Source organism: Ignisphaera sp. (genome assembly GCA_038735125.1).
Taxonomy (GTDB): domain Archaea; phylum Thermoproteota; class Thermoprotei_A; order Sulfolobales; family Ignisphaeraceae; genus Ignisphaera.
On the sequence record JAVYNU010000001.1, the window covers coordinates 72,805 to 95,314 of the forward strand.

Annotated in this window: 30 protein-coding genes and 2 tRNA genes; 10 read left to right on the top strand and 22 right to left on the bottom strand. The window is 40.9% G+C overall.

Going from position 1 to position 22,510, the window contains the following annotated elements:
- Positions 1-8: 8 nt before the first annotated feature.
- From QW284_00415 to QW284_00425, 3 genes are read right to left on the bottom strand one after another with little or no spacing between them, the layout of a single operon-like run.
- Entirely contained in the window at positions 9-821 is an 813-nt protein-coding gene (locus QW284_00415) for an ABC transporter ATP-binding protein (protein ID MEM0338142.1), read from the bottom strand.
- Complete coding sequence (locus QW284_00420; GenBank protein ID MEM0338143.1) at positions 818-1,849, bottom strand: iron ABC transporter permease; 1,032 nt, start codon at positions 1,847-1,849, stop codon at positions 818-820. Before QW284_00420 ends, QW284_00415 begins: the two co-directional genes overlap by 4 nt.
- A 2-nt stretch (positions 1,850-1,851) precedes the next feature.
- On the bottom strand, positions 1,852-3,033 hold the full coding sequence (locus QW284_00425) for an ABC transporter substrate-binding protein (protein ID MEM0338144.1): 1,182 nt from the start codon (positions 3,031-3,033) through the stop codon (positions 1,852-1,854).
- Between the two features lie 140 nt (positions 3,034-3,173).
- On the opposite strand from QW284_00425, the gene QW284_00430 reads away from it, so the two are divergent.
- Together QW284_00430 and QW284_00435 are read left to right on the top strand one after the other, a co-directional pair.
- Complete coding sequence (locus QW284_00430; protein ID MEM0338145.1) at positions 3,174-3,971, top strand: ABC transporter substrate-binding protein; 798 nt, start codon at positions 3,174-3,176, stop codon at positions 3,969-3,971.
- Between the two features lie 43 nt (positions 3,972-4,014).
- Positions 4,015-4,830: a radical SAM protein gene (locus QW284_00435; protein ID MEM0338146.1), complete on the top strand. Its 816-nt coding sequence runs from the start codon at positions 4,015-4,017 to the stop codon at positions 4,828-4,830.
- Positions 4,831-4,994: 164 nt separating this feature from the next.
- On the opposite strand, the gene QW284_00440 is transcribed toward QW284_00435, so the two are convergent.
- The 7 genes from QW284_00440 to QW284_00470 all read right to left on the bottom strand — a co-directional run bounded on the left by QW284_00440 (position 4,995) and on the right by QW284_00470 (position 7,366).
- Positions 4,995-5,231 (bottom strand): hypothetical protein, encoded by a 237-nt coding sequence (locus QW284_00440; protein ID MEM0338147.1) that lies wholly within the window; start codon positions 5,229-5,231, stop codon positions 4,995-4,997.
- Between the two features lie 41 nt (positions 5,232-5,272).
- A complete protein-coding gene (locus QW284_00445) occupies positions 5,273-6,073 on the bottom strand; it encodes a hypothetical protein (GenBank protein MEM0338148.1) in 801 nt (266 codons plus the stop codon).
- 62 nt (positions 6,074-6,135) lie between these two features.
- Positions 6,136-6,372 (bottom strand): hypothetical protein, encoded by a 237-nt coding sequence (locus QW284_00450; protein ID MEM0338149.1) that lies wholly within the window; start codon positions 6,370-6,372, stop codon positions 6,136-6,138.
- Positions 6,350-6,493: a hypothetical protein gene (locus QW284_00455; GenBank protein MEM0338150.1), complete on the bottom strand. Its 144-nt coding sequence runs from the start codon at positions 6,491-6,493 to the stop codon at positions 6,350-6,352. Before QW284_00455 ends, QW284_00450 begins: the two co-directional genes overlap by 23 nt.
- A 332-nt stretch (positions 6,494-6,825) precedes the next feature.
- Positions 6,826-7,038, bottom strand: a complete 213-nt coding sequence (locus QW284_00460) for a hypothetical protein (protein ID MEM0338151.1) — start codon at positions 7,036-7,038, stop codon at positions 6,826-6,828.
- Positions 6,963-7,181, bottom strand: a complete 219-nt coding sequence (locus tag QW284_00465) for a hypothetical protein (protein MEM0338152.1) — start codon at positions 7,179-7,181, stop codon at positions 6,963-6,965. The genes QW284_00460 and QW284_00465 overlap by 76 nt, the downstream gene beginning before the upstream one ends.
- Positions 7,182-7,225: 44 nt before the next feature.
- The gene (locus tag QW284_00470) at positions 7,226-7,366 is read right to left on the bottom strand and encodes a hypothetical protein (GenBank protein ID MEM0338153.1); all 141 of its coding nucleotides are present in this window, start codon (positions 7,364-7,366) and stop codon (positions 7,226-7,228) included.
- A gap of 398 nt (positions 7,367-7,764) precedes the next feature.
- Between QW284_00470 and QW284_00475 the strand changes: the two genes are divergently transcribed.
- Positions 7,765-7,959, top strand: coding sequence for a hypothetical protein (locus QW284_00475; protein MEM0338154.1), 195 nt, complete (start codon positions 7,765-7,767; stop codon positions 7,957-7,959).
- A 118-nt stretch (positions 7,960-8,077) separates the two neighbouring features.
- Here the strand turns inward: QW284_00475 and QW284_00480 are convergent, their stop codons facing one another.
- The 6 genes from QW284_00480 to QW284_00505 all read right to left on the bottom strand — a co-directional run bounded on the left by QW284_00480 (position 8,078) and on the right by QW284_00505 (position 13,459).
- The gene (locus QW284_00480; GenBank protein ID MEM0338155.1) at positions 8,078-8,272 is read right to left on the bottom strand and encodes a hypothetical protein; all 195 of its coding nucleotides are present in this window, start codon (positions 8,270-8,272) and stop codon (positions 8,078-8,080) included.
- A 481-nt stretch (positions 8,273-8,753) separates the two neighbouring features.
- A complete protein-coding gene (locus QW284_00485; protein ID MEM0338156.1) occupies positions 8,754-10,190 on the bottom strand; it encodes a hypothetical protein in 1,437 nt (478 codons plus the stop codon).
- A complete protein-coding gene (locus QW284_00490) occupies positions 10,174-10,929 on the bottom strand; it encodes an ABC transporter ATP-binding protein (GenBank protein ID MEM0338157.1) in 756 nt (251 codons plus the stop codon). Before QW284_00490 ends, QW284_00485 begins: the two co-directional genes overlap by 17 nt.
- 586 nt (positions 10,930-11,515) lie before the next feature.
- Positions 11,516-11,662 (bottom strand): hypothetical protein, encoded by a 147-nt coding sequence (locus QW284_00495; protein ID MEM0338158.1) that lies wholly within the window; start codon positions 11,660-11,662, stop codon positions 11,516-11,518.
- Positions 11,663-12,210: 548 nt separating this feature from the next.
- Positions 12,211-12,288: transfer RNA gene (locus tag QW284_00500), tRNA-Arg, on the bottom strand.
- Position 12,289: 1 nt separating this feature from the next.
- Positions 12,290-13,459: an amidohydrolase family protein gene (locus QW284_00505; GenBank protein MEM0338159.1), complete on the bottom strand. Its 1,170-nt coding sequence runs from the start codon at positions 13,457-13,459 to the stop codon at positions 12,290-12,292.
- Between the two features lie 69 nt (positions 13,460-13,528).
- Between QW284_00505 and QW284_00510 the strand changes: the two genes are divergently transcribed.
- Positions 13,529-14,071 (top strand): PUA domain-containing protein, encoded by a 543-nt coding sequence (locus QW284_00510; GenBank protein ID MEM0338160.1) that lies wholly within the window; start codon positions 13,529-13,531, stop codon positions 14,069-14,071.
- A 113-nt stretch (positions 14,072-14,184) separates the two neighbouring features.
- On the opposite strand, the gene QW284_00515 is transcribed toward QW284_00510, so the two are convergent.
- Positions 14,185-14,727, bottom strand: coding sequence for a THUMP domain-containing protein (locus QW284_00515; protein MEM0338161.1), 543 nt, complete (start codon positions 14,725-14,727; stop codon positions 14,185-14,187).
- Between the two features lie 116 nt (positions 14,728-14,843).
- On the opposite strand from QW284_00515, the gene QW284_00520 reads away from it, so the two are divergent.
- The 3 genes from QW284_00520 to QW284_00530 all read left to right on the top strand — a co-directional run bounded on the left by QW284_00520 (position 14,844) and on the right by QW284_00530 (position 16,355).
- Positions 14,844-14,928, top strand: a tRNA-Leu gene (locus QW284_00520).
- 31 nt (positions 14,929-14,959) lie between these two features.
- Entirely contained in the window at positions 14,960-15,892 is a 933-nt protein-coding gene (locus tag QW284_00525) for a cation transporter (GenBank protein MEM0338162.1), read from the top strand.
- A gap of 49 nt (positions 15,893-15,941) precedes the next feature.
- Complete coding sequence (locus QW284_00530) at positions 15,942-16,355, top strand: ribbon-helix-helix domain-containing protein (GenBank protein ID MEM0338163.1); 414 nt, start codon at positions 15,942-15,944, stop codon at positions 16,353-16,355.
- On the opposite strand, the gene QW284_00535 is transcribed toward QW284_00530, so the two are convergent.
- Positions 16,339-17,283: a radical SAM protein gene (locus QW284_00535; protein MEM0338164.1), complete on the bottom strand. Its 945-nt coding sequence runs from the start codon at positions 17,281-17,283 to the stop codon at positions 16,339-16,341. The two genes, QW284_00530 and QW284_00535, sit on opposite strands and share 17 nt — an antisense overlap.
- Before the next feature lie 115 nt (positions 17,284-17,398).
- Here QW284_00535 and QW284_00540 point away from each other — a divergent pair, with 115 nt between their 5' ends.
- A complete protein-coding gene (locus QW284_00540; GenBank protein MEM0338165.1) occupies positions 17,399-17,815 on the top strand; it encodes a hypothetical protein in 417 nt (138 codons plus the stop codon).
- 153 nt (positions 17,816-17,968) lie between these two features.
- Here the strand turns inward: QW284_00540 and QW284_00545 are convergent, their stop codons facing one another.
- Positions 17,969-18,565 carry a YkgJ family cysteine cluster protein gene (locus tag QW284_00545; protein MEM0338166.1) on the bottom strand — a complete coding sequence of 199 codons (597 nt, stop codon included), beginning with the start codon at positions 18,563-18,565 and terminating at the stop codon, positions 17,969-17,971.
- Positions 18,566-18,577: 12 nt separating this feature from the next.
- Positions 18,578-19,147 carry a hypothetical protein gene (locus tag QW284_00550; GenBank protein MEM0338167.1) on the bottom strand — a complete coding sequence of 190 codons (570 nt, stop codon included), beginning with the start codon at positions 19,145-19,147 and terminating at the stop codon, positions 18,578-18,580.
- 205 nt (positions 19,148-19,352) lie between these two features.
- Between QW284_00550 and QW284_00555 the strand changes: the two genes are divergently transcribed.
- Positions 19,353-20,846 carry a S16 family serine protease gene (locus QW284_00555; GenBank protein MEM0338168.1) on the top strand — a complete coding sequence of 498 codons (1,494 nt, stop codon included), beginning with the start codon at positions 19,353-19,355 and terminating at the stop codon, positions 20,844-20,846.
- On the opposite strand, the gene udg is transcribed toward QW284_00555, so the two are convergent.
- Positions 20,826-21,497 (bottom strand): type-4 uracil-DNA glycosylase, encoded by a 672-nt coding sequence (gene udg / locus QW284_00560; protein ID MEM0338169.1) that lies wholly within the window; start codon positions 21,495-21,497, stop codon positions 20,826-20,828. The genes QW284_00555 and udg overlap by 21 nt on opposite strands.
- Positions 21,498-21,614: 117 nt before the next feature.
- On the opposite strand from udg, the gene QW284_00565 reads away from it, so the two are divergent.
- Positions 21,615-21,818: a DUF5622 domain-containing protein gene (locus QW284_00565; protein ID MEM0338170.1), complete on the top strand. Its 204-nt coding sequence runs from the start codon at positions 21,615-21,617 to the stop codon at positions 21,816-21,818.
- A gap of 85 nt (positions 21,819-21,903) precedes the next feature.
- Here QW284_00565 and QW284_00570 read toward each other — a convergent pair whose 3' ends face one another.
- A complete protein-coding gene (locus tag QW284_00570) occupies positions 21,904-22,476 on the bottom strand; it encodes a class I SAM-dependent methyltransferase (GenBank protein ID MEM0338171.1) in 573 nt (190 codons plus the stop codon).
- Positions 22,477-22,510 lie beyond the last annotated feature (34 nt).

The window sequence follows — 22,510 nt, forward strand, 5'->3', positions numbered from 1 at the left end:
ACACCTCGTTAGTTGTCGCCTTTCACCTCATATCTAAACTCTTTTTCGAGAGGCTCTAAGGGAACGACAATCTTCCTACCATCAACATTTACAATAGCTATTCTAACACCGTAAACCTTCTCAAGAACATCTTTCTTTAGAACCTCCTCAGGAGTTCCACAGACAACCACCGAACCTCCGTTCATTACTATTATTTTGTCTGCATATAGAGAAGCTAGGTAAATGTCGTGTATGGCTACAATAGCTACAATGCTACTCCTCTTTACAACGGATTTCACATAGTCTAGAACCTCTAGCCTATACCTCAAGTCCAGGAAAGCTGAGGGCTCGTCTAGGAGCAGAACCTTGGGTTCTTGGACAAGGGCTCTTGCAATTAAAATCCTCTGTAGCTCGCCACTGCTAAGCTGGTCTAGTCTCCTATCAAGGAATTGTTTTATGTTCAGCTGCTCCGAAATCTTTTCAACCATCTCAAGATCTTTGGCTGATATTGAAAAGCTCAGCATGTTTTGATGTGGGTATCTAGCTGTTAGGAGAAACTCTAGAACTGTTGATGGTATGGATCTAGATATGTGTGGGTCTACATAGGAGAGAATTCTGCTTATATCTTTTGGCGATAGACTTGAAACAGCCTTTCCATCGATATAAACAACACCTTTTTTAGGTTTGACAATAGATGCTATAGTCTTTAGAAGAGTTGTTTTACCTGCTCCGTTGGGGCCTATAACAAATGCTAACTCGCCAGAGGATATGGATAGAGTTACTCTATCCAAAGCCTTTGCAGAGTTGTACCAAACCTCAACATCTTCAACAACTATCTTCATTGTCTCATCCTCTTAACAATTAGATATGCAAGAAAGGGGGCTCCAATAATCGATGTTATTACACCAAGGGGTAATTCACCAACGGCACCACTATACATGGAAACCAGTCTAACAACTATATCAGCAAGCACCGTCATACTACCACCAACAAGTACTGCTATTGGTATGGAGAATTTGTGATCAGAGCCTACAAAAAACCTTGCAATATGGGGTGCTGCAAGACCCACAAAACCGACTATACCTATAAAGGCTATTATTATAGCTGTTGACAGGGCTGCTATACCTGTTGCAATAAGCGCTACAAGTCTTGGGTTAAATCCTAGCTGTTTCGCATATTCATCTCCATATAGATATGTATTCAGCGGCTTAAAGAAGACTATTGCTACTATTATCAAAGCTATAATTGGGTACGTCATTAGACCCAAATCTCTTTGAGTTACTGTAGCAGCAGATCCCATTAAGAAGTATACATAAGGCGTTCTAATAATGTTTTGAACCATGTAAAGCAGGACATGGGAAAGGCCAGAAAAAAGAGAGGCTACAGCTATACCGGCCAAAACCAGGGCTAGGCTATCGCCACCAGCAAGCTTAGCGAGAGTCACTGTCGCTAGATAACCAATTATCGCACCTGCAAAAGCTATTACAACAAGATTGTACTTGTATACAGTAATCGATGGAGAGATCAGAGCTGCTATTGCAATTGCTGTTAGGGCTGATGAAGATAATCCAAATATGTATGGATCTGCAAGAGGGTTTCTGGTAATGGTTTGCATTAGAAGACCTGCTAGGGAGAGCGCAATGCCGCAAACATACGAGGCTACAGTCCTAGAAACTCTTAGCATCGCAATTACACGTATACTCTCATCCGATTTAATCCTAAGAAAAACGACTTTGAAAACCTCTCTGGGATCAAGCATTGATGGTCCTATAGACAAAGAAATCAGCGCCACAACTATGGATATGGCTATAAGCATTGATAGAGATATTAAAAAGTGTTTGGTTTTCTTTTTGTATAGCTCTAAGGCCATCTCTAAATAGCCTCTACTAGAGCTTGTTGCTGAATCTCAATATTGTATTCCACAGCATCAAATTTCATAGTAGCTATATTGATTATGTCCGCTCTTTGGATTTCTCCAAATATTTCTGGATGTATGAGCTTTGCAAGTATCTCCAGAGCCTCTGCAATTCTTGGCCCAGGTCTACTGAGAGCATCGTTAGCCTCACCAGTCACTAGATACACCCTACCATTCTTCCAAGCCGATGTATTGACAAGAGGTGTTTTGGCAACGTCTTCGTAAATTGCTTTTGGATCCATTCCCATTGCTGTAATGATTATTATCTGAGGATCTTCAGATAGTATGTACTCGTAACTTAGTTGTGGCCATCCACTATAACCGGATGCAATATTACTTCCGCCAGCAACATCTATGAGCCAGCCTATGAATGTATTTCCGCCAGCACTCCACAAACCCCATGATGGTGGTCCCGCCAACTGCAAAACCCTAGGCTTCGACACATTAACAAGCTTATTTGCTATTGAATCTATCTTCTGTTGTATCTCATTAACGAGTTCCTCAGCCTCTGATTCAACACCAAATATCTGTCCAAGTATCATCAGATCTGCATAGATATCATATTGACTTCTTGCAGCATCACATATAAGGAAGAATGTCTTTATCCTAGCCTCCTCAATCTTTGCTCTAAACACCGTTTCCTGAGGTGTATCGCCTCTACACATAAAGACTACATCAGGTTTTAGAGAAACTATCTTCTCTACATCTAGTGTCCACGGACCTCCAACAACCGTGATTTTGCTTTGATTAATTAGTTTTAGAACCTCTGGTGGGTAATTAGAGTAGGAGTCCACTCCAACAATCCTATCACCAACTCCTATAGCAAATAGCTCTTCTGTTATGCTAGGAATCGTTGAAACAACCCTCTTTGGAGGTTCATTAAATGTTATTTCTCTTCCCAATGCATCAACAATTTTTCTAGGCCATGTCAATTGCAGTGTGTTAACAATTGTTATTGGTAGTGTGGCTGAGGTGGTAAATATTAGCGTTGTTGGTTTTATTATAGAGGTGTAGATAGGGGATGTTGAGGTTATAGTGATGGTTGTTGCTGTTTTTGGGAATATGATGTTTGGTACATATCCTATTGCAATACCTATTATCAATGCTATTGCAATCAAGGCTATGTATTTTGTTTGCATATGGTCACCCTAGCCATATAGAGCTCATGCATACAGTTAAAAAGCTTTGTTGGAAACCTGCAAAGATCACTATACTAAGCTTCATTTTAGCTAAAAACAAAAGACTTATAAAGTTATGTGGCTAGCCTAACCATTTGGTGTTGCAACTGAGAATCGTTAGTTTGTCTCCAGCTGTTACCGAAACCCTTGTGCTCTTGGGGCTTGAGGATGAGATAGTTGGTGTAACACCTTGGTGCAGAATGTACTTGAATAATCCAGTGAGAAAGGAGATTGCAGGAACGTATCTCCATGTGCCTATCAAGAAGCTTAGGGATCTCAACCCCGATATAGTCTTCCTTCAGTCTAGGGTACACGACAGGATCTTCAACGATGTTAAGTCTGCTGGGTTCAATGCATATTTAATGCCTTTGCCAACCAATGTCAGTGCTATAATATCGCATATAGTTCTTGATGTGGGTTCAATTGTTGGTAGATACTACAAGTCTAGGAGGTTGGTGGAGGAGCTTCTAGCCAAGGTTGTGGAGATATATAGTAGATTTGTTGGGGGAAGGAGGCCAAGGGTATATGTCGAGTATCTGTGGCCCGACAAAACATATTCGACAGGAGGTGCACTGACATTCATAGACGACGGTATTTGGATAGCCGGTGGAGAGAACATATTCCACAACACGCCAAAGGAGTTCTTCAACCCTAGAGACGAGGATATCGTGGCGAAGAACCCAGACTTGATACTCGTGAATATAGAGCCACCATGGGAATCCCTAACAGTTGATAAATACAAAGAGATTAGATTGCCGCTATCAGGATCAGATGCGTTCAAGTACAACAGGATTCTACTAGTTAAAGAGACTAGAGATGTTAATCTAGCACACTTTGGGCCCTCATTTATATCGACAATAGATTGGTTATCAAAGACGTTAAGACAATACTTGCGCTAGAAGTGGAAGGTAATGAAGTGGATGATGTAACTGGGCTATGGATATGGATTCGACAAGCAGTAGCAAGAATATCATGACAAGGGTCTACCACATAACATTCTACGACCATGACAAGTCCGCGTACATACAATTCCTTGGATGCAACCTCAACTGCCTAGGCTGTATTAGAAAGAGGTATCTTTGGGATCATCACGTCGAGAACATAGATCAGTTGATGGATGCTAAGGCAACCGTCAAAACCTTGAGTCTTGGTCAGCTAGAGGATATTTTGAAGAGGGCTGTGGATGTGCTTGGTCTTAGAAGGGTTGTTTTTGGAGGGGGAGAGCCAACTGCAGATCCGAGCTTCTGCCACATTATCAATATTGCCAATGGGCTGGGGCTCGACATCTCGATTCTCACAAATGGCTACGAATTAGACAAGGTGTTGAACTGCATACCTCCAAAGACCCTGGTAGAGCTAAGCATAAAAAGCATAGACAAAACAAAATACAGGTTCTATACAGGTGGCGGAGACCTAGACAAGGTATTGAGAAACTTTGAGGTGTTGCTCAACAAACAATTCAATGTCGTTGTAGAGACCATACTCATTCCACAATTCAACGATGTTGACGACATCGAGAGACTGGCTATGTACATAGCTAGTAAAGACCCCGGGATACCCCTCATAATAGATGAATACATACCCGTGCCCCAAACACCGTGGAGCAGACCCAGCAAAGAAAGCTTGTTAGAGGCATATGGAAAAGCTAGGAAATATCTGCACATAGTTGTAGTCAGGTCATCGTATCCAGAGTTCCACACATCTAGAAAGCTAGGAAATACCCTGGTCCTCTATCCCTCTCCCAATCAAACCCGCTAGAAACCCATCTCACAAAGCCTTGATATACCCAGCAAACCGTTCCACTAATGAGCAGCACAGCTCTAATCATCTAAAACCAATAGGTGAGAAAGACCGTGACTATTTTGGCTGTTAGACTATATAGACGTGCATTACAGATATTGTCCACTACTTTGGAAAAAGAATTATATGCGTAATCTTAGCGATGCCTCTCGGTATATGGGGTCTAGGAACTGGTAGTTGTGGATTATGCTCATGTCCTCAAGGTTTTTCAATATATTGTGGAGTATGCTCGATGATATCACTGTCCCTTCCTTTTCTTCAACATATCTCTTCAAGCCACCCCATGTTTTGATTCCCTCGGCTATTCCTCTGAGGACATATGCATATCTCTTCCCCCTTTCTCTCACACTGTTTTGCAACTCTTCTAGAAACACTATATCTTTGTGAAAGTGTTGAGATTTTATGTTGGAGGTCTTGTTGTATATGTCTGTTCTTTTAGTTTCTTAAGCCCTCTGTACGCTATTATGAATGCGCTTGCTGTGTGTTTGTCCAATCCCTTTTCCTTCATTATCTGTCTATGTGTTGCACTGCTGCTTGTTCCAGCAGGGTTCACTAGTACGATTGTGAGCCCTAGTTTCAGAGCCTTGAGAACGCCATGCATAATCAACTTTCTCTTCGCAAAGCTAGCAATTTTGCGGTTGGCATAAGAGCTCTCTGTAAACCTCCTAAACTTTATCTTTGTTAAGTCCTCGAAGACCGCATAGTCTACACCTATTCTTCTACACCACTTCAAGGCTTTGCTTAGTGCATTCAACCTTAGCCACCCAGCCTTCTCTCTGGGAAAACCGTGGGAATTAACCTCGCTGTACCAGAAGGTCTTCATAGCGACTATGCTGGCATTAGCATCTATAACAACGACGTTGACTCTGTCGCTGTTGAAGTCAAGACCAGCTACAAGACCATAGCCAGGGGGTTTAGGTATCCCAAAGTGTTTGAGGTATAGCCATAGAGGTGCCTCTAGGTGGATATATACCTTTCCATTTCTAAAAGATATTGTTGCCCCATAGCTCTCCTTCCTAGCGTTAGCTAGCTGAATAAGTTCCTCGACTAGTGGTAGGTACCTCTTCCCAAACCTCGCTCTAAACTCTAGCCACTCTCCATTGTAGTATCTAACTAGTGCCTTATCTGTTGAGACAAGCTTTATGTTTAGGTTTCCCCTCCAGCTTACTCCCCCTCTAGATGCTATCCAAATCTTTCTCAATTCTACCTTGCTTTCTTTTGTTCCCTCAGTTAACAGCGTGGCATACTTGTATGCTGTCTCTCCTAGATACTGCTTGGTAGAATCTTTGCAAGCTCTTTGTATGCCTCTCTCATCGGCACCTCTCTAAGCACTAGGTTTATTCCATGCTTAACAGCTTGTCTAAAGCGGTATCCAAGTAGACACAGCTTCATGAAGTCCTCTGCCCTCTCGGGAACAAGCCTGCCGTTTATCGTGACGTATTTGAACTGCTCGACAGCTTCGTCGTCTGTTAGTATCCTAGGAGTCGGGCTTGATGACAACCACTATCACCTCATGCCCATGCAGGTGGAGCACCTTATCCTCAACACCCTTGGGTATGTATATACACAACTTCCTCTCACTACACCTACTAACCCTAGCATGAAAAACATATTGCTCCACAGCAGTACACCACAAAAACAATTTACTCAAAAACTTATAAGCTTATCAGTACCAATTAGTATATGGGATGTGGGGAAGCCGACGAGCGATGAGCAGTTGAGAGATAAGGATGAAGCACCCCAAACCCCTCTACATTCGCCGATGGGAGCCTGGCAGAGGAGTGAGGGAGGCTAACTGATGAGACCAGGCTTCCGCAAGCGGGGGCAGAGGAAGCAATGAGGGATGAAGACCCACATAAAAAGTCAGACCTCTAGAGCTATGTCTATGGCCAGCATCTTTATCCTGTCTATATCTCTATTTCCTCTGGCATACTCGTTGCCGAAAAATGTTAGCTAGCCTGGTATGCCATCGAATTCCTCGACGGCCTTCTCCAGAACCCCTGCCTCAATATCTATTCCCAGCTCTTTGAAGCCGGCCTTTAGGAACTCTTTTGAGCGAGGCCCTCTAAGCTTTTGAGCCTCATCAAAAGCTAAGCTATTATGATTCTCCTCCTGTTGAGAGCGTCGAAAAGCGATGAAAGTGTGAGGGAGCCCCTGCCCCTCCACTTGATCTCTACCTCAACACCCCTAATACTTATACCCGATATCGACTTGAGGACATCGTAGAGTCTGTCAAGTCTCGATGAAAATGCTTTCGAAAGCAGATTATACAAATCACGCAAGCCATAGTTGACACGCAAATCCCTCAAATCAATTACAACACTAGGAATGCTAACCTCATTGAGAAAAACATTCAGGAGGGAAGTCTTGCCAACCTCCTAATACCAGAAATAATTATAATAGGTACGTCTACATTAGCATGAAGCAACTCGAGCTCGCGATCCCTCCCAAAAAGCTCACTTCTACTAGTCTTGGGCCTAGGATCAAACAGCACAGTTCTGCCCCAGAAACTATGTTCTGGGGCAGAACTTATAAACCTTAAATAAAATCATAGTAGTGCTATCTAAAGGCTAGCTACAGTCTAATCGATGTAGCTGTCGAGAGAGGGGCAGAAACTATTGTGATAGGCTTTGAACGCGATAGAAAGTTCATGTCTCTAAGAGAGTCTCCGTGATACCAGTAAAATAAACGACAAGACGCCTAGCACCTATATTGCCAGCTCTACTGCTATATCTAATGGTATACAAACGTGGAGTACTTCTAAACAGGCCATTAAGCATCCTAGGCACCTAACAGCTTAATAGACATGTAAACCAGCTCCTCCAATATCCTGTAACAAGCTTGCGCTATGTAGCTGCCTCTTATATCTAGCATGGGTAGCCAGATGAGCTTATGCAACTATTATCTCAACAAAACGCTGGAAGACCGAAGAAGCTTTTGGATAGATATGGTATTAGACCTAGTTACATTATTATCAGAGGGGCTCTTGAGGAAGAGACTGAGAACATGCGACATACTTATTGGTTTGGAGGGCTTAGACGCTTTACAATGATTTTATTTTCTGGAATAGGAGGTGGTAGAGATTGAAGCTATATACGCCGAACTCTCTCAAAATACTTTGATCTCATTAGAATAGCCTGACAATGATGCACAGCTATTTAGGGGCAAAACACTTCAGAAGATGAAGTGGGGAAAACGGTTTGTGTTATGGTGTGGAAAAAACTTTCTTCTTCCTAAAGATAGACCACGCAATAACCACACCTATCGCCCAGCCACCTATAAAGACCAAGAGCCTCTGCACAGATTCTTGGAGAATAGTGTTAACGACAATGCCGCCCACTATCCCTCCCAACAGCATGATGATGAACATTGTGGCATCTCTGTACTTTCTGTGGTACACTCTTCTACCACCCACACCACTAAATTAATGGTGACAGACTATAAAACTTCTTGCAAGTTAGCGAAGACCGTGTTGCAACGGATTTTTCTAGACTCTTCTGCGAGCCTCGGATCATCTGCACCGAGTATAGATTGTCTCTTGACATTGGGCCTCAAGGTCTCCATCATCTCTGGGACGTGCTTGAGCCTGGCACTAGATTCCAGCGTAGTCCTGTAGACAACGTAGTATACTCTATGCCTCCCTCTGAGGAGGTTCAAGGTCTTATATTCTCCCGTACCACCAATGCTTTCCCGGGCGTGACAGTCATGAAGTCAAACATTAACATCGCACTTAGCGTACACCCTAGCCAGTATCCTAGAGAATATTATGTACTCCACATAGGAAGCTGCTAGAGAAACTGCCAAGGCTACCACCACATACAAGTGGCTTACCTGACTTGAGACAGTCATGAAGGAGCAGATTGCTAGGCTTAGGTAAGTTATTACTGCTGAGAGATAGGGTCTATGAGAGGTAAGCCGCCACGCATGTAAATCTCTGAAGCAGGCTCGTGGTGCTTAGCCCTCTTAAGTAGGGTCGCAGCGATTAATAAGGTTATGAATATTGAGAAAATACACACAGGCAACACTATGAGGGGGGCAACGAACGCAATGAAATTAGCACTAAGCGAAGCTATTAAGCCGGTCAAGATGAACATCGGTAAGAGAGATGCAATAGCGTACTTCACTATTAAGATCTTGCTTAAGGGGCTTAAGTCTATCAGGTATACTCTATAAACCCACAAGTGCTTTAAGTCGTTAGCTAGCAACTCCCTAACAAAGCCCACGTAACCCATAATTCCCGCACTAGCAGTGAAGGAAATCAAGTAGAACTGCGTATTTAAGTCAGGGTTGTGCAAAAAGCTCCTAACAGCGAAGCCTACAATAAGCACCAATACAAATACGGGAGTATACTTCCTAAGAAGTAGTCGGGGATTATAGACGGTAAACTCTAGCACGACACGCCTCAAAGCTTCTGCAGGGGAAACCCAGCTAACTAAGCCTTCTCTCTTCAAAACTTTTTTAAGTTCTCTCGAAAGCCTTAACTCGTAAACGTCTCTGAAGCTCGCTAAGTCGGTCACCTCAATCATTCTACCAAGCGATGAAGTGACAAGCAAGCATATGGAGAACGCCACAACAAAGTAGATAAAGAAGCTTAAGTAACCAACAAACTCGTAGAGCCTCAGGACAACTAAGTATAAGCCCTTAACAGGGTAACTTAAGAAAGGCGAGATGCTTGGCTGGCCAAGCGAGTATGAAATAAAGAGTGAGTGTGCTACACCAAACGCTAAGTAAGCCTGGATAAGCGCAGACGCTGTGCCGAGGTGACCTAACCTACGTAAGATTCTCGAAGAGATAAAGAATAGAGGGTCTAGTACCAGTAGCATATGAGCGAATAAGTAGATTAGCAGAAATCCAAACCATGAAATACGATACACTGCCAAGGGAGGAATAAGAAGCAGCAACAACATTGGAAGTAGCGAAATCAGGCTGAACGCGAACACCCCGAGAACTAATCCAGCATAGATATCTCCGGGACGCAACGGCTGGTATAGGAGAAACTCGAAGTCCGGCGGTATAGTCGCTATGTTCTTGCGCATAAAATACGCATAGAGAGAAAACAAGAGAATGATGGCCGACACGATATCAGTGATGAGGTTGGGTAGCCAACCCTCGGGCAAGCGGGGATTAAGTAATTCAATCGGAGACTCCTGTAGATTCCTCTGGATTATGTAAATCAAGTTGAGGAGTAACGCACCGTAAATGATTGCCACTAAGATAGGCCCAGGTTTCTTATAGAGTTTTCCTGGTCTATACTGCCTCCATAAAGACGTGAACTGGTTGAGGAAGACTACCTTAGCTATTTTAAGTACCTCTCTCAATGTCCCTCCCCAAAATCTTCATGTAGACCTCCTCGAAGCTGGCTCTCTCCCCAGCTAACTTCATGATAGACTCCATACTACCCTCAGCCACCATCTTACCCCTATCGATTACGCCGACATCTGTGCAGACGCCCTCAATCAGTGAGAGCATGTGACTGGAAATGAGGAAGGAAACGCCGTCACGCATCAGCTTCTTCACAACGTTCTTAAAGATTATCTGCGTATCGATCTCTATGTTTGTTAAGGGCTCGTCCATGACCAGAACTCTAGGCTTAACTATTAGTGCAGCAATAATAGCGGTCTTCTGCAGACCTCCACGAGACAAAGCCCTTATAGGTTTCTTAGCATCCTCTGCCATATTAAACAAGTCGATATAGTACTTGACATCATCTTCAACATCTTCTCTCTTAAAGCCGCGTAAAGCCGCAACATAATAAATGAACTCGAGAGGAGTCAAGTAGCTCGGGAGGTTAGGATAGTCAGGTACGTAACCAACTCTCCTCAGAGCCTCAACCCTATTAGAATGAACATCGAAGCCCTCAATGAAAACCCACCCAGCATCAGGCTTAAGCAAACCAACAACAAGCCTTAGAGTAGTAGTCTTTCCAGCACCGTTAGGACCCACTAAACAGTAAACACTTCCGCGGCGAACAGAAAAAGACAACCCATTCACTGCAACCATATCACCAAACTTCTTCACTAAACCCTTAGCAACAATCACCGATGAATCTTTGTACACCAAGACACCTAGACCATCTATAAGGAGTAAGCTAAAAATCTTTTCTCTCTAATCAATTTGTATACGAAGATTCCCCATCCACGAGTTTCTAGTGCCTAGAATGACACATACATATACGAAATCCTCATACTCGAGACCAGCTGAATAACTCTTGAGTTAACTACTCTTTGTGACACCGGCAGAACAGATTGTTGTAAAGATTTCTCTTATATCTATAACTTAGCTGTACGTGGTTCTGGTAGCTCTACTGATTTTACACATATGGTTTTCTACTCTTACGCTATCCAAACTTATATACCTGTAAATAACTATCCTTAATGACTTCATATACTTCATTACTGATACGTTTTTAACTCTTATAGAAATTCATTTATATACAAAATGTTTCATAAGAAGCTTTAGACTCCTCTCAACAGCTATAATTTCCTAGTCCGCCAAAATAGAGGTGAAGTCATGCAATCCAGTTAAATTGTTTTTGTGGAGAAGAATTCAATTGTTTGGCGTGACGACCGGGATTTGGAGTCTGGTTAGAACTGCTATACAATCAAAGTTCCTAAGACGTACAATAAGTTGCTTTCGCAGCTGTTTAGTCTATTTCCTGCTTCCTCTCAGATGGTTTTGCTATGGTCATTGTAAGCAGCGCTATGCCTATAGCAAATATTGTAACAGGTACAGCCACGTCGAAAGCCTCTATACCAAAAAGCTTTACCGCAAATTCGAGAGCTGAAAACACCCCGAAAACAGCAATAACAATAATTTCACTACCTCAATAGCCCTGCCCATAACAAAATTTCTCCACCCCCCATAATACAGTTAAACACACTTGATACTATATAAAAAGAACACCGCCAGCAAAGCTGATAACATTAACAACGCTAGGCAACCTTCACACCCAAAACCCTTGGCTCTCACCAACACCTACTAAGCTAAACTCCTCCTAGTATAAGCTTTACGTTTAATCAGTACACTATAATTGAGTAAAATATTGTGGTTTCCAGAGCTAAGCTGTAGTCTACTTTGCCACCCCTCTATGAGTATGCCCAGCGATTTAGACCTCTCAAATTCCTCCTGGGTCAGGAGCTTCACGGGCTTGACGTACTCAGGTCTGACGGGCAACTTCCTCTCGACGGGCCTCCATAAGGTGATCCTGCTCAGCCCGGTCTCCTCAAGAACCTAGAACCTTCTTACCCTTGTACCTCTCAACAACATACCTCAAAATCTTGTACCTAGCGTCCTCGCCAAGCTTTTAATGTGGAGGCATTGAAAGAGGTGGCTATTCTGTGGCGGGCCCGCGGGGATTTGAACCCCGGACCACCGGCTTAGAAGGCCGGCGCTCTCTCCTGGCTGAGCTACGGGCCCTTTATGTTTTTGTGGTGGCTGTTGATACCTCTTTTGTTTTTGGAGGGTTTTTTAGTTTTGCTTCTCCAATTCTGTTATTCGCTGTGTTGCACGCTATTTTTCCGTTAACTATTGTGTATTTTGCTATGTGTATAGAGTTCAGTATGGTGCTTACCATGTCTCTTTGGACCTCATGTCTGTTTATCTCGAATATTGCTATGTCTGCCTGTTTACCAATTTCTATGATGCCTGCATCGATGTTTAGTGCTTGGGCTCCACCTCTTGTGGAGTAGTGTAGCACATCTTCTGTCTGTGGGTAGAGCCCCCATGTCTTTGCTGAGTAGACTGTTTGCAGCGCTATAATGTCGTATAATATCGATGTTCCTATTCTTTTCCAGATGTCGTCTATCCCTATGCTAATCCGCTTTAACTTGAATAGCTGTGGATGCACAGAGCCTAGGATGCCAGCCATAGAGTCTGTATATGGCACTATAGAGATGTTTGCCTCGCTTTGCATAAGCTCTTCTATCTCCCATGTTGTGGCCCATGAGAAGTGAGCTAAACATGTCCGCTTTGTTAAAAGCCCTGTTTTGGCTAGGTGTTTGACTATCCACTCACCTTTCTTCTTGTAATATGCCAGCACATCCGATATTTTCTGCGGCATCACAACCTGTATGTTTATGTTGTTTCTAGAGGCAAAATCGTTGACGAGGCTCAGAACATTGTTGTTTGTGTTCTCTGTTAACCTTATGTTTATTGCTGGTATGCACAATCCTCTCCTCAGGTTCTTGGCCATATAAAGTTTTTTCAGATCGTCTTCAGAGCTGATTAAAGGTCCTATAGAAATCCTCAAACCCATTTCATTTGCTTTATCACAAAGCAGATCAGCATGTTGCTCATCGGCTATGTGAATTGCTGTAAAGCCGTGTTTGAGTAACGTGGCTAAAGCCTCTCTAACCACATCGTCGACATTGCCATCAACATTGCTTGGCAGTACATGTGTGTGGCTGCTCACAAAACCTGGCATTGCTATGGAGTCTCCACACTCTAGAATTTCATAGCCGTGGATATCCTTGCATTCGCCCACACAAGAAATGGTCTCTCCATCGATAACTATACTGCTGTTCTCAACGATATGGAGAGGCTTAAAAGATTTTACAACATATCTACATCTCTTTACAACTATGTCCATATCCACCAACTACAACAATTTATAAATCACATACAGCAATTTGCAAAAGAGGTAAAAAGGTGCTGATAGATGCTGAGAGCACAGTTCATATCAAAGAAAGAGATTAGAAGCATTTTAGAGGAGCTTCAAAAAAGAGCTGAGATAGACCCCCAGTTCATAGCCTATCTAAAAGAGTTTGAAAATGATGTTAAGAAGGTTGTGGAAGAGAAGTTCGAGATCGTTGTGTTTGGAGCCACACCAGCTTTGTTCAAGACACAAAAAATATCATTCTACATGCCAACACTGTATGCAATCAACGTAATGTACAATACGAAAAAAATTGCTATAGTCCCCGCAGTCGTTGTCGACGAAGGGGCTGTGAATCACCTTAAGAATGGGGCCGATGTTATGATACCAGGCATTAGAAAGATTCTGAAGGACTTCACCCAAAACTCTATTGTAGGCGTCTTAGATCCTTCAGAAAAGTACTTCTTGGTTGTTGGTTATGCATTGATGGACTCTACACAGATTGTGCCAGGAGCCAAAGGCAAGGCAATCAAGAATGTGAGCCACATAGACGATGATATATGGAGAGCCTCTCTACAGATAGCAAAGACCTTGTCTAGTAGTTGACCCATTGCCAGCCTCTTCAAAATAAAACATTTAATTAGTCTTCAATCTCATTAACCAAGCTCCAATGTCCACCGGCCCTAGCTTCCCAATACCATGCCGTAGAAACCTTCTTTCTATATAGCCTGCCTAGCAACTCTGAATTCTTTTTCAGACTCGATGCTGTAAAAGCTTATCCCTGTTAACTCACCCAATATCTCAAGGCGCACAACATACTCTGGCTTCTTGAATTCGATTTCGGCTATATCCAATGCCTCGATTATCTGCCCCAAATACCTTAATAGTTTTGAGCATGAGTCTATAGACCACCCCCTCTTTCTACATTTAAAAATAAGCTTGATAGGCTTGGGGATGTTAGAGAGTAGCAGAAACTCCAGTACGCATTTCGTTATATCCTCATATGAGGTTTTGCACGTGGTGTATATGGGGATGGCCCAATAACATCTAATATTGCTTCTAACCAAATTTCTGACAATCTGAAGAGGATCATAGTCTTTCTCAGCATAGACCAGAACAATTCCACTTCTTTCAATAGGTTCACATCTGACACCAGTAAAGAAGAATGCCAGCGCATTTTCAATGTCTTCACATGCTTCATGTTCTATATCGATATCTGTTGTCGCAATAGCCTTTAGATCAGCACTCTTGACACCAATCACAGATTATCATCACGCTCGTGTATCATCATCATTAGAGTTTGTGTTGCTTAGCAACTATAAAAGTTAATAACCTAAACACTAAATAAAGATAATATAGTTGAAATAGGGCTTTGTGTGCGGGGGTGCCCGAGCTAGGTCAAAGGGGGCGGGCTTAAGACCCGCTGGCGTAGGCCTGCGTGGGTTCGAATCCCACCCCCCGCACTAAATCCTCTTCAATTTTTGGTGATGTTAAATGTCGTTGCGTGAAATTTCAGCTAGGCTGAGAGAGGGCTATAGAGTCATTAGAGTTGTCTTAATATTATCGCTTGTTGGTATGATAGTGGAATTTCTATTTGCTTATTCCACTGGTTCTATGATACTCTATACAGATTTTGTCCACTGGGCTATAGATGCATCACTCGAGTTTATGACAATGATTGCTCTGTATCTTGCTAGCAAAACTTTGAAAAGGTTTTCATGGGGGATTCTATACCTAGAGTCTTTCCTTATCCTAATAACATCTATATCCATTATCTCTGTATACATAATGAGCTTTGTAGACTATGTCAATAATGTTATTTTAAATAGTAGCAATACAAGGGTTACAACATTAAATCCTCTTCTATCCCTTGTGACTTTAGCAGGGGGATTCCTAACATTGTATGCTTTTCTAGTCCTTAAGAAAGAGTATGTGAAGTCGAGGCTAGAGATTCTCAAGTCTGAGTATATCCATGCACTAATAGATATAGTTGCATCTGCTATATCATCTGCTGGTGTTGTTGCTACAGCTCTGACTAGGAGCCCATCAGTAGAGTTGTTAACAATTGTTGCAGGTCTTTTCTTTGCTTTGCACAGCATAGTCAATGTGATTGAAGACTCTGTAAAGTCTATTATTGGTGTGGAAGGAGATAAGGAACTTAAATACGATATAATGTCTGAGATATCCGGTTTGGAGAATGTAAGGATAAAAAACATTGATGTTAGAAAAATAGGCTCGTTCTACATAGTTACAGTAGATCTCTATGTAGATCCTAGTACAACACTAATAGAGCTTAACAGGCTTAGAACAAGGATAATAAGGCTTTGCAGAGGTGTTAGCGAAATGATATACCACGTCGATGTGATATTCCGTCCAGATACAGAAAAATACAAAAGCATTAAAAAGATTAAATCTAGAAAAAGGTAGAAAGAAAGAGCAGTTAAGCTAGTAAAAGTGTACTTTTATGGAGCATGCTATGGAGTCTAAGGGTAAGAAGACAAAGTTTGGTGTATATGTACCGCCAGAGCTTGTTCAAGAGCTAGAAGAGCTGATGAATGTTCTTAACATAGATAACAGGTCTAAGCTTCTCCAAGAAGCTCTAAGACTCTTCATATTAGAAAATAGGTGGAGCACAGCCAAAGAAGTTGTTGGATCAATTAACATCCTCTACAACCATGAAATAGGAGATAGCGATAAGGAACTTACTGAAATTCAGCATAGGTTCCTAGATATAATAGTTTCAACTATGCATGTTCACTTAGACAAGAACAGATGCTTGCTCATAATAGCTATAAGAGGCTCTAACGAGAGAGTAAAAGAGTTGCTAGGCAGTATACATAGTATAAAAGGCGTTATGCTGGTTAGACCAGTACTCATGTCAATGCAATAACATCTCTATATGCAAATGCTGATCCATCGCATGTAAAGCCAGGGGTGTGAAGTGCACCAAAACCCTCTCTACATGTTGCAAAAACTAGTCCATTGTTATAGGAAATCTCTTTCACGATTTTCATATATGAAAGTCTTAACCTCTCATCCAAATATCTATAGCCTTGTACAACATTTGCAGTAGCACCGAAATACATATACTTAAATTCATTTGCAATCCTATCACCATATAGCATTCTGACAACATTTAAAATCTTCTTAAAATCTATTGGCTTGGCCTTATATGTGGAGGAGGTTATCTGAACAGCCCCCGCAGATGCTACAGCATCAACAACACTTTTTATATTCTCGTAAGAGTCGTTTATAAACGGTATTATAGGGTCTAGTCTAACAATAACACTAATACCATTGGCGGCTAGAATCCTTACAGCCTCTAGCCTTTCAGAAGATGTGGGGGCTCCAGGTTCTATGATCCTCGCTATTCGGTCATCCAATGTAGTTATAGTTATAGCTACAGCAACCCTATCCCTATAACGTTGCAGAAGATCAATGTCGCGAACAACAAGGTTGCTTTTAGTTGTTATTAGAACCCTCATACCAGCATCCAAAAGCTTTTGTAAAGCTATGCGTGTAAGACCTCGCTCCCTCTCAGGCCAGGTATATGGATCGCTACTAGTCGATAGCTCCACTAGACTATCTTTTGGCATTTTACTCAAATCTCTTTCTAGGAAAACTAAAAGATCTTTTTTAGGTCTTGGATTTAAATGTCTGGGTATATAATTTGCTGCATAACAATATAAACAAGCATGGGAACACCCTGTATACGGATGAAAAACCCACTTCATCGGGCATGTGCATAGTGGTGATCTCCAGGGGTCAAAAGGCTTTAGCACTTTAAGCATTGATTGTCTTGGGAAAATCCTTGGCATATCTAGAGCCAAGGTCAAGCCCCATAAAATCCCTATAATCTATAGCCTCTCTTCCTTTAGTCTATGAATGTTTTTATACCTTACCCATTATACAGCTATTACTATGTGATTAATCATGAAGGAAAAGATGCTGCTAATATTGGTGCTAACAATCATAATAGTTCTTGCATCGGCAATCCAAGATAAAATGTATGCTGAAACAATAGAACAAGTAACAACAACTACAACACGGGCGACGACAAACACCACTACAATTACACAAAACATAAATGTGACAACGATAACCATTACAGAAACGAGTCCAACAACAATATTTGCAACAACCACAATTCCAGTTTTCTTTTCCTATACCACTACAAGCCTTGTGACAGTGGTTATGGGGTTGGAGCCACACTTAGCAATAGCACTATCAATGATATTCATAATCATAGCAATTTTAGTGGGCTACGTGATAGGTCTAAAGACACGTAGAGAAAGAGAGGTTACACCACCTCCGACACAACCCAAAACAGCTAAAAGAGCAAGAAGATAAAAGTTTTTATAAAACTTTGTTATGTGGTATACAGAAACCGCTTGAAGAAATAAATGTTTTTAGGTTTTAAGTAGATACAGAGGTCGAGCACATTATTAATGCTTTTCATATTCTAAGAATAAGAATGTTGTTATTTAGTATAATTCAAAACTACTAGAATTGTTTATGGTTGCGAAGATATTGTAGTAGTTCTTGTGGTGTTGGTGTCCTCCCATATTTATTTTTAAAATTGTGTATGGCAGATTCTATGTAGTACCACGCCTTTTTCCCAGCCACACAGAAATCTGGTATAAATGGTTTTAGTGGATTGGGTGGAAACCAAGAAGCTATAATATCCTTCTGAATATCTTCTACAGCAAAGGGATAGGATAGACATGAATATGGTTTACTTTTATGTATGGCGCATTTCCAGCCATCTTGAAAAGGACAAGGCCTTGGAATATAGTATTTTCTGTTCAATTTCACTAACTTAGCTATATCCGCTCCGCTTTCAATTAACTCATTTATATCGAAATCCATTAATTCTATTGCCGATCCTGTTTTACAGCATGTACCACCACACTTTTTGCATTCCTCCCCCAAATCTAAAAATACATTCATGGCAATTTGATATACTATTAGATAAGCTGTTGCAATAGCCTCTTTAATTTCCAAATCAGATAGAAATTCTATTATAATTTCAGCTGCCTCCATGTCATCCTTTAAAGCCTTTTTCGTAATGAAATGAATTTGTTTTGCATCAAAATTCATTTGGATCACCCATCACAAATACAAGCACTCATCTATGGCCTGTGCCACCTGCCGATCCATATCTAAAAGCGTTGCCAAAATGCTTGATGCCATAGCTGCTGAAAATGGTCCTATAAGCTCTTTGCTCCACTTAATCTTCGTTGAAAGAGAAAGAAATACTATAACAAGCTTTATAGCTATGGAGTTAACATTGCTAAGCAGATTTGACAGCTCAGTTAGTATTTTTCCATCGTTGCCAACATTTTTGACATGGTCTATCAGTACACTTAACCTGTTTCTCAATTCAACAAATCTATTAAGAATATTTGTTGCTGTATGAATAAGCAATTCTTTATTGGAGTCATCAACAGCTATTCTATGAATGTTCTTTGTAAATGAATCCAAAGAGCTACGAATATTTAGTGCTACATTCCTTATAGTTTTCATCTCCTGAAATATCCAATCATCTCCTAGTCTAGGCGATTTAATTATGTAAACAATTCTTGTAATTGTATCGACAATTCTCGAAACATCATCTAACGTAACACAACATGAGCCCTGTCTTAAGCATAGAACATCAGATTGAGCATATGGGCTCTTCATCCCATTCACACAAGTCATTGGCTGCCCACGTCATCATCGAATAACAATATTGTTTTGAAACTTTATTTGCTTTTAAGTCGATATGGTAATATACGTGGAATCTATGCATACAATGATTGTCGTGTTCATACTGTTTTTACTAATGACATCATCTAATTCTCAGTACTTTAATACCGTTAATGAGAATAAAACACGATGCATATACATGTATTTTCTTGGAATTTCTGAGAGGACAAATACTGGGGAGGCCATACCTGTAAAGATATGTTTAATACCCTCAAAATCATTTAGGGTATCCATAGTTGGTACAGAATATGATGAGAGTCTATTCAATTCATTTATAGTTGCTGGCTATGTACTAAACAAAATCTGCGAAGCTGATTTAGGTGAGGTTGAAGTGTATATGCAGAATGTTGGAAGCGCCAAAGGTTCTAGCGCCTCTCTAGCATTTGCAATAGCTCTTTACAGTATTCTCAACAACTATGGGAATACATCTTTGAGTGCAACTGGGGTGGTGTCAATAGATGGCTTTATCGATGCTGTAGCAGGTTTAAACAAGAAAATAGGAGCTGCAATTAGTGCAGGGATAAAGAAGATTTATGTACCGCTAATAAATGATGTTAACGCTACTAATACCGTAATACCAATTGCAACAATTCTTGATATATGCAACAGAAATGTTAGAAATGCTGAATTCTATGTCAATAAAACTCTTCTTGATATTGTAAATAGCTATTTCGAGAACGTTACAAGTTACTTCATTAACGAAGCTATCAGAATTGCCAACAACCTGGGCGACACGTCTGTATATGAATATGTAAAAAACAAGGAGAATAACATATTAAAAGCTATTAATAGGGGCCATTGGTATGCTGCTGCAAGCATTGCATACTCGACTTTCACAACAGTACTAGAAGAGTATCTAGCTAGAGAAAAAGGAGAAGCTCTAAATAGATATGTCTTACTATGTGAAAATGGTCTACACAATATTTCTAAAACATTGAATGAAGTGAGAAGCGTTAAGGCTGAAACCGTCCCATTTCTTATAATAGCAATCAATAGAGCTACTCTAGCCAGATACTATCTCAACACAGCTAATGAGAGCTCATTCTCAGATCCAGCTACCATTGCAAGCGCCTATGGAAGGGTTGTAACCGCTTTGCACTGGCTGGCATTGACAAAACTGGTTAACTCATCATCATCTGGAAGTCTCTACAGTTTTAACAACATTGAAAACGCATTGACAAGGGTTTTAAATACTATGAGCAGTATTGTAGAATTTGACAAAAATTACACAATTCTGTCACTTGATGGCATAGCGAACATGAGATCATCTCAATACTCTAGGCTCTCAAACACCTCGAAACAGTATATCAAAAACTCTCTGGAGAATTTGCTTAAGGTATACCAGAATGTCCTTGGCGAAAATCTTATTCTTGTGCCATATCTATATTACCAATATTCTATGGATGTAGATGACGTTAGTAGCATATATTTGCTATCCATTGCCACGCTAGAAGCAGGTGTCACAAGCATGGTTTTAGATGTAGCAAGCAACATATTTAATCTGGTCACTTCAAGTGGGGTCTCTTCGAATACGTTTCCAGGGAATCTTCTTGGCGTTGTTCTCTACGAGAGCATATTCTTATGTATAATATTAATTGTAGCCATTAAAAAACTATTTGAGGTAGTCAAGTAGAGTCTTCGGCTTTGGTTTCTCTGCCTTAGCTTCCCTTGTCTCACCACTAATAATCTCATCAACGACACTCTTTATGAATTTCATATCGTTTTCGAATAAAGATCTCAATTGTGGGTTGTATAATGCAGCTGCTGGATGTATCGTGGGTATTGCACATATCTTCATACCCAGGATTTGCAGTTCGTACCTCTTCCCTCTCATCTTCATTATTCCACCCCATTCACGATTGGCCATAGAAAAAATCGTCTTCCCAGCTATATTACCTAGTGTAACAATTATCCTTGGTTTCAATAGAAGTATTTGAGACTTTAGGAATATGTTACAAGCATTTATTTCATCCTCTCTAGGCTCTCTATTTCCAGGGGGTCTACATTTCACAACGTTAGTTATATACACATCCTCTCTCCTCATGCCATGGCTCTCCATAACCATCGTTAAAAGCTTTCCTGCCGCTCCAACAAATGGTCTTCCCATCTCATCTTCTGTTGCACCAGGTGCCTCACCAACAAACATTACACTAGAATTCTTACTTCCCTCTCCTGGAACTGGATTGCGTCTACTCCTATGCAGAGGACATCTAGCACAATTCTTAATTTCCTCTTCCAGCGATTCCCAAGTTAAATACAGTTGATTACTATTCGTTATTTGCACCCCCCAAGTGCTTGTGCAGTACTTAGCAACAGCTTATTATTTCTCCCATCTCATACCTAATTAAAGCTAATAAAGCTTTGCAACGATAAACCATGTCTTTAGATGCGGTGATGCAGTATGGGATTAAAACACAAAAAATATGTGTATGTAGAGAGAAGTGATGGTATCTATGTAAAGGTGAGGGTGCTGAAGAGTAGACAAGAGGATGAAACAAAATATATTATTGTGGGTCCCAAAGTTAATAAACCGCCAAGCACTGCAACCATTATTAGTGAGAGTCAGCTACCAGATGCTTTAAAGACAAAACTATATGAAGTTTAGATAATAAAGTTGATGATGAGGTCGACGTTGTCGGAGTAGTGACGAAGGGTCGATAAACTGAACATGTTTTGAAAACTTGGAATAGTTACAATAAGAATAGCTTTCTTCGGCAGGCACAGTAATTGGATAAATCCGCTAAACTAACCTCAAATTCTGTGAGTAGCCTTGCTTTTGGATTCGAAAACCCATTAACATAGATCCACACAGTTCTATTGTGGTCATACTCATCGATTATATGCTTAACGAATACTGGGCTCCAGCCCCTTACGGGAAAATCAAGTGTTGCTATAATGGTGCAAGGATCTAACCCATCTTCCAACTTAGTTGAAAGAGCTTCTAAAGTTGATGGATATAGGTATGCATACACTATTGTTGGTTTTGGCTTTATATTAGCTAGGTCTACTGTGAAAAAATCTTTGCATATAACATCTATTTTGTTCTCCATTCCATGAACCTTAAATATTAGTTGTGCTACGTTGCATAGAATTCTATTAACCTCAATACATATTGTGTGGGCACCTGCCTTGGCAAACTCTAGAAGCACTCTCCCATCTCCACACCCAAGATCTAAAACAGTATCACTACTATTTACACCCAGTCCATACTTCAAATACTCTATTGGAGCTCTGGGAGATGGAATCCATGGCACTATAGACATATTAGTCTTTCCTTTGATTTATTGATTAGATCTT